Genomic DNA, 13016 nt, shown 5'->3' with positions numbered 1-13016 from the left:
TTGACGTGCTACAGCTGTTCTCGCCACCCTGTCTTCCCATACCTGTCGCGCGTTGAGTGTTGGCTGAGCCTGTCGAAGCCAACGCCAGACACCGTAGAGGCGTTGTACCTCGCGCGTTCAGCGTTGGCTGAGCCTGTCGAAGCGAACGCCCATGCATTCAGCGCGTCCTGGCGGCTAACGTGGGCTGAGCCTGTCGAAGCCAACGCTGGACGCAAGACGGTCAACACGGGTAATTATGGTGCAACATCTGTTTGATCGCTTTATCAGACTATCAACATATCGTCATACAAAGCGTTATCACGAGGTCACGACATGAAACAACGCAGCACACCCGCGCGCACACCGGTACAAACGCTCAAACTGGTTATCAGCGCCGCATCGATTGCGGCGACGCTTGCCGGATGGTCGCTGCTGGCAACACAAAACATCCCGGTCATCACGCAGACTGAACCGTTTCCAGAGGCGGCGCTGGCAGTCACACCACCGCCAGCAGCAGTTGCGCCGCCTCCAGCATGGTTGAGTGAGCCGCCGGTCATCCCGACGCTGCCACCGCTGATTGCGGTTGTGCAACCGCCAGAATCGGCGGGCGTTCAGTCGGTTCCTCCAGCAGCAGTTGACGCTCAGCCGGTTGCTCCGGCAGCGCCTGCTCCGGTCGTCGTTGCCAATCCGCCAGCATTGCGCGAAGTCAATGCGCCGGTGACCGTCAATCCGCCTGTTCAGGCGCAGCGACCGGCGCCAGTCGTCGTCACGCGGTCGTCGCGGTAGAGGAGGGTCTCGTGCAGTCCATCGCCTTCCGTGCCATGGGGTGCCAGATGCACGCCTTTCTCGACAGCAACACCGATGCGGCAGCGACGACTCTTCGCGCGGTTCCGCACTGGTTCGCCGAATGGGAGCGCACGCTGAGCCGCTTTCGCAGCGATAGCGAACTATCGGCGCTCAATGAGCGCGCTGGCGAAGGATGGATGCCGGTAAGCCGCACGCTATGGGACGTGGTGAACGATGCGATCACGGCGGCGCGTCTCAGTGATGGTCTGGTGACGCCAGGCGTGTTGACGGCGCTGGAGGCGACCGGCTATGACCGGGATTTCGCGCAGATCGCCGATGGCGTTCCGGCGCGGGTTCAGACCGTCCCGCCCCGCTCTGGCGACTGGCGCGCCATCCGGCTCGACCCGCAGCGGCGCGCAGTGGCGTTGCCGCCAGGGATGCGCCTCGATCTGGCAGGCGTCGCCAAAGGATGGGCGGCAACCAGAGCGGCGCAGCGGCTGGCGGCGCACGGGCCGGCGCTCGTCGATGCTGGCGGCGACATCGCCGTGCGCGGCGCGCGCGCCGATGGAGTGCCGTGGACGGTTGGCATCGCCAACCCGTTTCAGCCGGATGAATCGCTCGATGTCGTGCTGCTGCGGGATGGCGGCATTGCGACATCGGGGCGCGATGTGCGACGCTGGCGGCAAGGAGGCGTCGAACGGCATCACATCATCGATCCGCGCACCGGTGCGCCGGCAACGACCGATGTGCTTGCGGCGACGATCATTGCGCCTTCTCTGCTCGAGGCGGAAGTTGCTGCAAAAGTGGTCATCATTCTGGGGAGCGCAGCCGGGATGGCGTGGCTCGACGTTCGCCCATGGCTTGCCGGTCTGATCGTTACCGAAACACACGACGTTCTACGAACAACAACGCTCGAACAGTTCCGCTGGCGCGAGTCAGCAGCGATGGAGGGTATCTATGAGTGACGAGAAAGCCGCGCGGCTGGCTGCCATCCGCGTCGCTAATGCTGCAAAACGTGCGATGACGGCGCAATCGTCCGTGATCGCAGAGCGCACGACGGCGCCTGTCGGTGAAATGACCCAGGCTGCGCCTGTCGAACGTAGCGCACCTGTGGCGGGAACGCCTGCCGCAGTCAAAGGCGCGCCGTTACGCCCACAGCACGCGCCCGAAACCGACGCATTCGCCGACATGCCGCCGGCTATGGCGTTTCAGACCTTTATCGGCATTATGCTGGCAGCCATTCTTGGCGCATTTGCAGCAATCGTGGCGTTGCCCGCCTGGTTGCCTGGTTTGAGCACATCGCTGCTCGGCGCAGAACCAAAGGCGTACTGGTATCTGTCGCGCAGCAGCGCATTTGTCGCATACATCCTGTTATGCCTCTCGATGGTTTTCGGGTTGTTGATGACCAACAAACTGGCGCGCCTCTGGCCCGGCGGACCAACTGCCTTCGATCTGCATCAGCACGCCAGTCTGCTCGGTCTGGCATTCGCCCTGTTTCATGCCCTGATCCTCCTCGGCGACCGCTACGTGCAGGCGACGCTCTTTCAGGTGCTGGCGCCGTTTCAGTATGCCGGTTATGAGCCGCTGTGGGTGGGGTTGGGACAGGTCGGATTCTACGGGCTGGCGCTGGTTGGTTTGAGTTTCTACGTCAAAGACCGGATCGGGCGGCGCGCATGGCGACTGATCCATTTCCTCAGTTTCGCCGTCTTCGCGCTGGCGTTGCTGCATGGCATTTGGAGCGGCAGCGACAGCCAGAGTGATCTGGCGCGCGCGATCTACTGGACAAGTGGCGGCAGCGTTCTGTTTTTGACCGTCTACCGCGTGCTTGTGGCGCGGATGGGGAAGCGGTTGAAGGTTGAAGGTTGAAGGTGGCGGATGTGACGGTCACTGCTGAGCGGCTGGCGGTACGCGCCGGTCTTTGGCGGCGGCGGGGGGTGGCGGCGAGGGGAGGTGGCGGATGTGACGGTCACTGCGGGGGGCTGCCAGGCTCGCCGGTTTTTGGCGGATGTGACCGTCACTGCTGAGCGGCTGGCGGTACGCGCCGGTCTTTGGCGGCGGCGGAGGGTGGCGGCGGCGGCGAGGGGAGGTGGCGGATGTGACGGTCACTGCGGAGGGAGGGCTGCCAGGCTCGCCGGTTTTTGGCGGATGTGACGGTCACTGCTGAGCGGCTGGCGGTACGCGCCGGTCTTTGGCGGCGGCGGAGGGTGGCGGCGAGGGGAGGTGGCGGATGTGACGGTCACTGCGGGGCTGCATGAAAACAGCACTCCTAACCCCTAAACCATAACTTGTAACGAAAGGAACACACTAATGACGACCTATGCTCAACCCAGAACAGCTTCTTTCAATCCACGTCGAGTCGCCATCGGCGTACTGGCAGGCGTGATGGGTCTCTTACTGCTCATCCAGTTCATTCCGTATGGGCGCGAGCATACAAACCCGCCGGTTATCGCCGAACCGACGTGGGACAGTCCGCAGACGCGCGCACTTTTCTTCCGCGCCTGCGCCGACTGTCACAGCAACGAGACGAAATGGCCCTGGTACAGCAATATCGCCCCTGCCTCGTGGCTGATCACCCGCGATGTTGTGCAAGGACGTGAGGAGTTCAACGTCTCCGAATGGGGACGACCGGATAATGAGGGGGATGATGCAGCGAAACTCGTGCAGAACGGCGAAATGCCACCCTGGTTCTACCTGCCGCTTCATCCCGAAGCCAATCTTTCGCCAGTTGAACGGCAGCAACTGATCAACGGTCTACTGGCGACGTTCGGCGGGGAGGGGGAAGGGGACGGCGACAGGTGATTGAGCAGGGTATATGCTGCAACGCACGTGTTATCAGTATTGTTGTCGAATCATGGGCCGTGCATACATAATCTGACACAGTATAAGCGGCTTTGCAGCCAGTATTTTTCCGCCTCCGTGTGTTGGGCAGGCGAAGGCATTAACTTCACCTGCCCGACCGCACGTCACATGGCGATTTTTCGGATAAACTCTCATGAGAGTGGAAGAGAACGATATGAAACTCAAAGTCATCGTTCATGGAGCCGAAGAGGGCGGCCATTGGGCGGGAGCGCTGTCGCTGCCTGGATGTGTCACGCAAGGTGAAACTTTCGAAGAGTTACCGCAGAATCTGTACGAGGCAATCGAAGGATGGTTCGACGTTGAGCCGGTGGTCCTGCCAGATGACGCAAAGGCGCGCATCGTGGACATCGCCATATGAAGCGGGTCTCCGGCAAGGAATTTATCTGCGTGCTTAAGCGGCATGGCTGGACATTACTGCGGGTTCGAGGCGGTCATCATATCTACGGAAAACCCGAGAATCCTGTGCGTATCTCGCGCCAGTGCATGGAAATCAACCGCTCATGACCGGCTTACTTCAGCACCTGCTCAAACTGACGGAACTGACCGAAGACGATTTGTAGTCAATGTCACCCAAACCGCAGTTGCGTCTGCCCGACCTGCAACACATCGCCACGGCGCACCGGCGTTGGCTGAGTGATGCGGATGCCGTTGAGATAAGTGCCGTGGCTGCTGCCGGCATCCTCCACCGTCACCTGGCGTCCATTGTTGCGAATGATGGCGTGACGGCGGGAAACGCTGCCATCGCCGAGCAGGACGATCTGGCATTCTTCGCTGCGCCCGATGACCAGTTCGGCGCCACTGAGGGCGTAGGTGCGCGGTTGCGCCGCGCCTGCAACGACCGCCAGCGTCCCCCACGCGCCTGCCGGTGCGGGTTGAGGCGTGGGAACCGACTGCGGCGGCGTGGGTTGATACGGCTGCGGCGGCGTGGAGGGAGGTGGCGGCACATACACCGGCACGGGAGCGGGTGCTGGCGCAGGGCGCGGCGCTCGTCGGCGGCCTGCGCCGATGAGCGCAATTGTTGCAAGCGCCAGCGCCAGGATGATGCCACAGGCGCAGAGCGCCAGCAGACCGAGCGCCGTCTCGTTGCGTGGCGCCGATGGAGGCGGTGGCGGCTGTGGCGCCTGCTCGGCGGGAGGACCGCCAAATGACTTGCAGGCGTCGATCCGGCCCGTTCCCATCTCAAAGCGTGGATTCAAATCACGAATATCGGTCGCATTGGAGCGAATGGTCTCTGCAACCTGACTCGCGCTCCAATCGGGGTTCGCCGAAAAGAGCAGCGCCGCCAGCGCCGCCACATACGGCGTCGCCTGCGACGTGCCGCTCATATAGTCGTAATCGCGACGAAACCGCTCATCGCGTGGCACCTGATCGCTGGTCAGAAACACCTCGTAGGTCGGCATAGTGGAGAGGATATTGACCCCTGGCGCGCTCACGGCGATCCACGGACCGGAGTTTGAGAAGGGCGCTTTGCGATCCCGCTGATCGGTCGCGGCCACCACCAGCACGTCGGGGTTGTCCACCGCAATCGCGTTAGGCAGCGGCACAGCGTCATTGCCGGCGGCAACGACCACCAGCGCCCCCTGTTGCTGAGCGTACACAATCGCGTCATTCACCAGCGCCGACGGCTCATCGGCGTTGAGCGTGAGGGTGGCACCAAGGCTGAGGTTGATCACCTTTGCTCCCTGGTCGGCGGCGAAGCGAATGCCACGGGCAATCGAGCGATCCGAACCTTTGCCGCGTGCATTCATCACCCGCACCGGCAGGATCGTCACATTGGGCGCCAGCCCGGCGATCCCTTCGTTGTTGTCGAGAATGGCGGCGATAATGCCTGCAACATGCGTCCCGTGACCATTTTCATCGCGCGGGTCGTCATCGTTATCGACGAAATCACGCCCATCGGTGCGCAGGCGCGCCGCCAGATCGGGATGAGTCGGGTCAATGCCGCTATCCACCACGGCAACGATGACCTCTGCGCTGCCCGTGGTTCGTTCCCAGGCGCACATTGCGCCAACTTTGCGCAATGCCCACTGTTCGTCGAAACGGGGGTCCGTCGGCGACGCGGAGGTCACAAGCAGTGTGATCGCCAGAGCGAGCAGGATGCGCAGCGACATCATCTTCTACTGCTGTTCCAGTTCCGGCAATTGCAGGCTGCGCAGGTACCATGTACCTTCCAGCAGCACCAGTTCGAAGATCGTATCGAAAGGACGTTCACCCGAATATGCGGAGCCGTAATCGACAGCGTAGCGCACCATGCCGGTCAAGCGAACGCGCGCAATCGAGCCATTGTTGTCGAGCAGCGTATAGGTCTCATTGTTGAACTGCAGGTCGGTGATATATTCCATGTACGAGCGCAGTTCCGGGCTGATCTGCCGCTTAAGATCGGTCGGTTCGACGTAGGAGAGCATCCGTGAGACATCGCGCGCTTCGGTGGCGGCAACAAAGTTTTGCACCGTCTGCACCGGTCGCGGGTCGCTCATCGGGTCGGGAGGGCGGGTAAACCACCAGAGCGCGACCCCTGCAATCGCCAGTGCTGCGACGCCAGCGCCAATCATCGTCCAGCGCGATGTGCGGCGTGGCGCTGGCGGCGGTTCTGGCAGCGGCGGCAACGGAACGGTATCGACTTTTTTCTGCGCTGAGGTTTGTTCCTGCGTCATAAGGTCTGTGGTGCGTTGCGTCGATGGACGGGCAACCAGGCGCCGCGCCGTTGAAACTCGTACTCGCCAAGCGGCTCGAACCGTCCGCTCGTTTCGACATACCGGCGCATGCTGATGTGAATGGTCGCCTCTTCGATAGTCAGAACGTTGTAGGCATTTTTGCCGCATTCGCCTTCCCGAATGCGCCACGACGCACTGGTGCCGCTCTGGCAGATGATGAAGCGTTTTGCATTGCCCGCGACGCCGACATACGACACATGGTGATGCCCGCAGAGCATCACGTCCATGCCGCTCTGCTCGAGCATCTGCGTGACTTCGGCGGCATTGCGCACGATGCTGCGCTTCTCGCACCCCGGCGGTCGCACGACGCCGTGGTGCAGCACTGCGATCTTGCAGACATCGTCCGGGTAGCGGGCGAAGAGTTGCGCCATGGTGCGCTGTTGCTCGCGTGACACATACCCGCCGTCGATCGTCCAGCCATAGGCGCTGTTGCCGCCAATAACGACGAGGCCGGGACGCTCGAATACCGGGTTGAGATCGGTCGAAATATGGCGCCGATAGCGATCCAGTGGGCGAAAGAGGCGTTCCACAAGGTGAAACAAGGGAACATCATGATTGCCCGGCACGATCAGGCGCGGCTCGGGCAATTGCCGGAGATACTGAATGATTGCTTCCCACTGCGCCACAAAATCGGCGCGCTGCACCAGGTCGCCGGAGATGACCAGCAGATCGGGGCGCAGATCGTGCGCTTCGCGGGCAAGCCGCTCGGCGACACGCGGATGAAACGTGCGCCCGGCATGCAGGTCGGAAATGTGCATGAGAACAGAACGCACCAACGGCTACTCCGTGGCAGAGACGGATTTCGCAGCCCGTGCCTTTTCCAGCGCCACGCCGATGATCGCGCGGGCGATCAAGACCACTTCGACTGCCAGCGCCGTGATGAAGGTGTACTTCACAATGTAGACAAAGGTTTCCACAGGCGCCTCCCGCTTGTCTATCTCACATTGCCCTGTTGCGATTGTAGCACAAAATTGGTTGTTTGTGCCGGTGGTATAATTGCAAACCGTTAGCGTTTGGTGGTAAAGAGTTCATCCGAAGGCGACGAATGATTAATTACACAGCCTGGCTGCGCAGTTATGTCGGTCACCAACGCCTGCTCCAACTCGCGGCAAGCGCGTTCATCTGCAACGAACAGGGGCACGTGTTACTTGGTCAGCGTTCTGACGTCATGCTCTGGGCGCCGCCGTCCGGCGTGGTGCAGTTGGGAGAAACGCCGGCGCGCACCCTGGTGCGTGAAGTGCTCGAAGAGACCGGTCTGAACGTCGTTGTCGAGCGTCTGATCGGGCTGTATACCGGGCGCGAATTTGAATGGACCTACCCGAACGGCGATCAGGCGCAGATCGTCAGCGCCTTCTTCGCCTGCCGTGTGACCGGCGGCAGCCTCCAACCCGACCACGCTGAGTTTGTGTCGCTCGCCTATTACCCGCCGGACCGTCTGCCGCCGCTGATGCCGCGCTATGTGCGTATGCTGCGTGATGCGTTTATGGGGCGCATTGAAGCAGTGTTCGATTAGTGATGAAACGTCTCGCTTATGCCTCGCCGGTCAACCCGGCTCCTTCGGGCATTTCGGACTACAGCGAGGAACTGTTGCCATACCTCGGCATGTATGCCGACGTCACTCTCTACGTCGAGGACAGGCTACGCCCGACGAATCCGTATCTGGCGCAGCACGTCGAGATCCGTCCGGTCAGCCGGCTCGAACGGGATCATCGCCGCCGTCCGTTCGATGCGATCATCTACCATATGGGCAACAGCCCGGCGCATCTGGGGATCTGGCGCGCGTTGCAGCGCACCCCTGGCATCGTGGTGCTGCACGACTTTGTGCTGCACCATTTTATGCTTCAGGAGATCGTGGCGGTGCGCGGGCAGATCGACCGCTATCGCGCCGAGATGCGCCGCAGGTACGGCGATGAGGGCGCACATGTCGCGGAACTGATGCTGCGCGGGCGCTTTCCCGAAGCAGCCTTCGATTTTCCGTTCTGTGAAGATGTGCTCGAACGATCTACCGGCGTGCTGGCACATAGCCGCTATGTGCTGGATCGCGCAACGGCGCTTAAGCCGGGACTGGCGACGGCGCTCGTGCCGATGGGTGTGCCACCGCCGCCGCTCATTTCCCGTCACGAAGCGCGTGAGCGTCTTGGGCTGCCGCAGGATGCGCTCATTCTTGCGTCGTTCGGGCATGTCAATCCATATAAGCGCCTGGAACCGGCATTGCGCGCGCTGCGCGATCTGCGCGCCGTTCGTCCCGATGCGCACTACCTGCTCGTCGGCAGCATCTCGCCAAACTACGATGCGCGGAGTATTGTCGAACGGCTGGGATTGACCGAAGCCGTTACGATCACCGGCTATGTGCCGCGTTCGATCTTCGAAGATTATGTCGCTGCCGCCGACATCTGCCTGAATCTGCGCCATCCGACCGCAGGAGAGACGTCTGCGAGCCTGCTGCGGCTGCTCGGCGCCGGTCGTCCGACGCTGGTGACCGCCACCGGCGCGTTCACCGAACTGCCGCCGGGGGTGGCGGCGCAGGTTGACCCCGACGGATCGGAGAGCAACCTGATCCTGGCGTACTGCCGTCTGCTGGCGGAGCGTCCTGACGTGGCGGCGGCGATAGGCGCGGCGGCGCGGGAGTATGTTGCGCGCCGCCATACACTCGAAGGCGCGGCGCGCGCATACGTCGAGTTTCTGGCGCGTCACTGCGGCTGGGGCGACATACGACCGTTGCGCGCAACGCCGTTGTGGGATGTGGGAGCCGGACTGACCGCAGCTACGCCTCCTCGTGCAGCGTTATCGGTGCAGCACAGCGAAGCGCCCCGCGCGCCCGCGCCGCCGCCGTCGCCGCCGGTGCAGGCGGTTGCGGCAGCGCTGGTCGAACTGGGAATGACCGGGGACGATCGCAATGTGCTGGAGGCGGCGGCGCGGGCGCTGGCGGAGATTGGGTTCGGGCGCGAATAGTCCGGCGGCAGACGCCGGCGGCTCAAGCCGCGGTCTGTGGTTGCGAAGCCTGCCTCCGCAGGCTACATCCGGTTCTATAGCAGCCGTCCCCGGACATACGTCGAAGGTCACATATCAGCGATTCCTGTGCTACACTACCATCAACATCCGCCAACCCCCCTTTCGCCTGCTGTGGGAGAAGGGGAGCAAGGGTGATGAAGGGAAAACAGGCATCGGGACGCGGGAAGAGACGCGGTGACGGATCGCCCCGACGCCCCCGTGGTCGCCCGCAGGGAACGACGATGACCGTAACAGCAGCCGTTCAACCAATGTGGATCGCAATTGCGAACCAGATTACAGATATTGACCTCACGGCGCTTCAGGGAACGTGGAGCGTCGCGCAGTATCTTGCCCTGACCGCGCACACGAACCGCCTGATCGAATACACCGATGGGGTCATCGAGGTATTGCCGATGCCGACCGAGAAACACCAGGCGATGCTCGAAGCATTGTTCCTCGCGCTTCGAGCGTATGTCGAGCGCCATGGAGGCAAGGTGCGGTTCGCGCCGCTGCGTCTCGAAATCCGTCCGGGAAAGTTCCGCGAACCCGATCTGCTGCTCCTCCTGCGCAGCGATGACCCGCGCCGGCAGAACGACTACTGGCGCGGCGCGGACCTGGTGGCGGAAATCGTCAGCGCCGACAACCCGGCGCGTGACCTGGAAGAGAAGCCGCGCGACTACGCCGAAGCGGACATCCCGGAGTACTGGATCGTCAATCCGCTCGATGAAACAATCACAGTGCTGACCCTCGCCGGTGATGCGTATGCGCCGTATGGCGTCTTCCGGCGCGGCGATGCGGCGCGTTCGCGCCTGCTCGACGGCTTTGCCGTGCGGGTGGATGAGGTGTTTGATGCGTGAATAGTACACGTATGTGGATGTAATATCATAGACTCGGGATGTGTCTTTCACCGGCAGGCGGGCGCGCCCTGCCTTGGGTGCAGAGACGCTGCGGGGCTGAAGCCCTGGCTGAGATCGTGAAAGCCCCGCTGGGGCTTCCATGTCCTGAGCGAGGGCTTTAGCCCGCTCACCGCGTCAGCGCCACTTTGACCACCGCCTGCCCGCTGATGGTGACATGCGCAGTGTGCGCCACGGAACGTCCATCGACGGTTGGCACGTGATCGCGGGCGCTGAAGGTCAGGTCGCGTTCGGGATCGCTCTTGCGCTGGCGGCGCGGGTTGAACTGAGCAGTGATGCGCAGCGGCAGCACTGCGCCGCGCGGCAGCACCCGGCGCAACACGGCGCGAGCGCGCTGCAATGCATCGCGCGGCGCTTCCGCCTCGTCGAGCACCACACGGGCGCGCGGCTTTGGCATCCGCTCAAGCGCCACAATCGTGCGATCAAACTGCCAGGGTTTTGGTTCAAGGTCCGCATCGTAGAGCGCGCCCCACGGGTCGCCGAGCAGCACGAATTCGATCAGCGTCTTGATGTCCACATCGTCGAGGAACCCCTGACGGCGGTACATCTCCTGCGCAAAGTCGAGCCGCGCCTGGTGAAGGGCGCGGCCAATCGGCTCACCACGCGCCAGATGCTTCATCATATGGTGAAACAGGAGGTCGGCGCCGATCAGAGGGTCGGTCATTGTCCCATAGGCGTTGACCGTCGCGCCGACGACGGCGAGCGCGCCATGCGCCAGTGCGCGCAGCGGAATGGATGTATCCACCGTGCGCCCGATAAGTTCCGCGCCGTAGCACGCTTCACTCAGGATCAACGCGCCATCGGCTACGTCGGTGTCAATCTGATCGGGACGTAGCGCTACCGGCAATTGTGTCGCCGCGCCGGGCCAGACGGCGTCGGGTTGCCCGTAGAAGTTGGGAAGCCCGGCGGCGCCGTGAAGGTTGAGGTAGAGTAAGCGCCGGTTGCGCAGCGCATGCAGATCGAGCGTTTCGGCAAGGTGCGGCGGGCTTGAGGTGAGCGGCGCGTCTGCCGTTAGTGCGTCGAGCACGGCGCGTGACACCTCTTGCCAGATTTCGGCGCAGTACCCGGCGCTCCAGATGTCCAATTCGGGCGCAGCGGACGCCCGATGCCGACCGAGAAACTGGCGCGATCGGCGCGCCTGAGGGCGACTGCCGTAGTGATATGCCGTCATCCGGTCGAGCTGGGCGAATAGCAGCGACGGATCGCTGGAATTGCCATCGGGAAGGCGCGCAACCATGCGTTGCGGCGCGACATATGCCGGGTCGTCGGTGGCATAGGGGTTGTCGGAGAGAACCACAACATCGTCATCGGGCAGCGGATTGGGCAGGCGATGGAAGGGCACGATCTCATCGCCGCCGACCAGCAACGCTGCTCCCAGCGTTCGTCCGCGCGCGGAGAGCGCACCGGCGAGGGTGCGCAGTATGTCGCGCAGCGTCCCTGCCTCAGCGGGCGCCGGCGCGGCGGCAATCCCCTCATCGAGTCGCAGGGAGGCTTCATCATCACAGTAGCAGATATGCGTCATCACGCCACGCCGTCGCAGCGCCATTGCGTACTGCTGTAACCGCCGATCCAGTGCGGTAAACCCATCCGCGCCGAAACGCCGCTGCAACGCGGTGCGTGATGACAGCACCACCTGGGTGAAGGCGTGACCATCGGCATACGGCAGCAGCGGCTTCGGCGCTGTACCGGCGTCGATCAGGCGTTGGCGCACCCGTTCCGTTGTAGCGATAAAGTTTTTGACCTCTGGATCGGCGGCGCCCTCTGGTTGCACGATGCGGCGATGACCGACTGGCGGGTGTGGTGCAGTGGCCTGTCTGTCGCTCTCTTCTGTTGCAAGAGTCGGCGGGGCGCTCGTTTCCGGGAGACGTTTTGGCGCCGCCATTGGCTGAGTGGCGTGTGTGTGACCGTTGGATGTCGAAGGCGGCACACGCTGCACAGCAGGCGAGTCCAGATACGGCAGCACGGGATCGAACTCTTCACTCCAGCGCACGGCGAGAGGCGGCGGCAGCGTCCAGGGAGGAGACTCGGGAGCAAAGAAGCGGCGTGTCAGGCGCCCGTCGGGGTCATACTCCGCGCAGCGTCGTTGTGCCGCAGCGTCATGCTCGTAAAGCGCAGCGCGCACGAGCAGCGCCGGTAGATGTCCCGTGTCCGATGCTGCGCGTTGCGAAAACGCGTGCCGGGCGCCGGTCAGATCGCCGCTGCGGCGCAGCGCTTCGACGTAGTAGAGGCGCAGGTCGTCGCGGCGCGGGGAGCGAGCGAGCGCTGCTGCCAGTTCCGCAACCGCCACTTCGGCAAGACCGCGTCGCAGGTACTCGATCCCCTTCCCGGCAGAGGATGGTTCGGGAGCGATGCCCGGCGCAAGCGCTGCGTTTCCGAGCGGATCGTGCAGCACAGCGCGACTCAACGCCGCCGCCGCCGCCTTTGTCTGACCGGTGCGCGCCAGCGCGCCCGCCAGCCCTGCCCAGGCAACCGCATCGAGTAGGTTCAGGCGCAGCGCGCGCCGGAAATAATCCACCGCGACAGCGGCGTTTCCGGCGTCGAGCAACGCCTGTCCCAGCCAGACCTGGGGCGTAATCGCTTCGGGAACGACGCGCCGGAGCGCGTGCGCCGCGCGCCAGGCAGCGCCAGGATCGCCCAGGCGCAGCGCCAGTTCAATGGCGCGCACCAGATGCGGCAATTCGATGGTCTCCAACGAAGACGCGGCAGTAGTCATAGCAGAACGTTTCCTTTTCGATGAACGTTTTTCTGGATCTTCATCAGCTCACAGCCTCTT

The 13016-nt window shown here is 63.2% G+C and carries 14 protein-coding genes; 9 read left to right on the top strand and 5 right to left on the bottom strand.

Annotated features, from left to right (window positions below; translation table 11 throughout):
• Window positions 1-312: 312 nt before the first annotated feature.
• The 6 genes from AC3EA7_RS15045 (at window position 313) to AC3EA7_RS15020 (ending at window position 4128) form a co-directional block, all read left to right on the top strand.
• Window positions 313-765, top strand: a complete 453-nt coding sequence (locus AC3EA7_RS15045; RefSeq protein WP_488614883.1) for a hypothetical protein — start codon at window positions 313-315, stop codon at window positions 763-765.
• Between the two features lie 11 nt (window positions 766-776).
• The gene (locus AC3EA7_RS15040; protein ID WP_488614882.1) at window positions 777-1730 is read left to right on the top strand and encodes an FAD:protein FMN transferase; all 954 of its coding nucleotides are present in this window, start codon (window positions 777-779) and stop codon (window positions 1728-1730) included.
• Window positions 1723-2631, top strand: a complete 909-nt coding sequence (locus AC3EA7_RS15035) for a ferric reductase-like transmembrane domain-containing protein (protein WP_488614881.1) — start codon at window positions 1723-1725, stop codon at window positions 2629-2631. Before AC3EA7_RS15040 ends, AC3EA7_RS15035 begins: the two co-directional genes overlap by 8 nt.
• Window positions 2632-3072: 441 nt before the next feature.
• Window positions 3073-3564 carry a heme-binding domain-containing protein gene (locus AC3EA7_RS15030; RefSeq protein WP_488614880.1) on the top strand — a complete coding sequence of 164 codons (492 nt, stop codon included), beginning with the start codon at window positions 3073-3075 and terminating at the stop codon, window positions 3562-3564.
• Window positions 3565-3778: 214 nt separating this feature from the next.
• Window positions 3779-3982, top strand: a complete 204-nt coding sequence (locus AC3EA7_RS15025) for a type II toxin-antitoxin system HicB family antitoxin (protein ID WP_488614879.1) — start codon at window positions 3779-3781, stop codon at window positions 3980-3982.
• Window positions 3979-4128: a type II toxin-antitoxin system HicA family toxin gene (locus tag AC3EA7_RS15020; RefSeq protein ID WP_488614878.1), complete on the top strand. Its 150-nt coding sequence runs from the start codon at window positions 3979-3981 to the stop codon at window positions 4126-4128. Before AC3EA7_RS15025 ends, AC3EA7_RS15020 begins: the two co-directional genes overlap by 4 nt.
• Window positions 4129-4190: 62 nt before the next feature.
• Here the strand turns inward: AC3EA7_RS15020 and AC3EA7_RS15015 are convergent, their stop codons facing one another.
• The 4 genes from AC3EA7_RS15015 to AC3EA7_RS15000 are packed head-to-tail and all read right to left on the bottom strand — an operon-like array spanning window position 4191 to window position 7255.
• Complete coding sequence (locus AC3EA7_RS15015) at window positions 4191-5738, bottom strand: S8 family serine peptidase (protein WP_488614877.1); 1548 nt, start codon at window positions 5736-5738, stop codon at window positions 4191-4193.
• Window positions 5739-5741: 3 nt separating this feature from the next.
• Complete coding sequence (locus tag AC3EA7_RS15010) at window positions 5742-6278, bottom strand: hypothetical protein (RefSeq protein ID WP_488614876.1); 537 nt, start codon at window positions 6276-6278, stop codon at window positions 5742-5744.
• Complete coding sequence (locus AC3EA7_RS15005; RefSeq protein WP_488614875.1) at window positions 6275-7111, bottom strand: metallophosphoesterase family protein; 837 nt, start codon at window positions 7109-7111, stop codon at window positions 6275-6277. Before AC3EA7_RS15005 ends, AC3EA7_RS15010 begins: the two co-directional genes overlap by 4 nt.
• Before the next feature lie 6 nt (window positions 7112-7117).
• Complete coding sequence (locus tag AC3EA7_RS15000) at window positions 7118-7255, bottom strand: hypothetical protein (RefSeq protein ID WP_488614874.1); 138 nt, start codon at window positions 7253-7255, stop codon at window positions 7118-7120.
• 128 nt (window positions 7256-7383) lie between these two features.
• Here AC3EA7_RS15000 and AC3EA7_RS14995 point away from each other — a divergent pair, with 128 nt between their 5' ends.
• The 3 genes from AC3EA7_RS14995 (at window position 7384) to AC3EA7_RS14985 (ending at window position 10186) form a co-directional block, all read left to right on the top strand.
• Complete coding sequence (locus AC3EA7_RS14995) at window positions 7384-7851, top strand: NUDIX domain-containing protein (RefSeq protein WP_488614873.1); 468 nt, start codon at window positions 7384-7386, stop codon at window positions 7849-7851.
• 2 nt (window positions 7852-7853) lie between these two features.
• On the top strand, window positions 7854-9290 hold the full coding sequence (locus AC3EA7_RS14990) for a glycosyltransferase family 4 protein (protein ID WP_488614872.1): 1437 nt from the start codon (window positions 7854-7856) through the stop codon (window positions 9288-9290).
• A gap of 281 nt (window positions 9291-9571) precedes the next feature.
• Entirely contained in the window at window positions 9572-10186 is a 615-nt protein-coding gene (locus AC3EA7_RS14985; RefSeq protein ID WP_488614871.1) for a Uma2 family endonuclease, read from the top strand.
• Between the two features lie 166 nt (window positions 10187-10352).
• Here the strand turns inward: AC3EA7_RS14985 and AC3EA7_RS14980 are convergent, their stop codons facing one another.
• Entirely contained in the window at window positions 10353-12956 is a 2604-nt protein-coding gene (locus tag AC3EA7_RS14980) for a tetratricopeptide repeat protein (protein ID WP_488614870.1), read from the bottom strand.
• Window positions 12957-13016: the final 60 nt, after the last annotated feature.

Source organism: Roseiflexus sp. (assembly GCF_057785375.1).
Note: the sequence above shows the minus strand (reverse complement) of the source record. Positions and strands in the feature narration are given on the sequence as shown.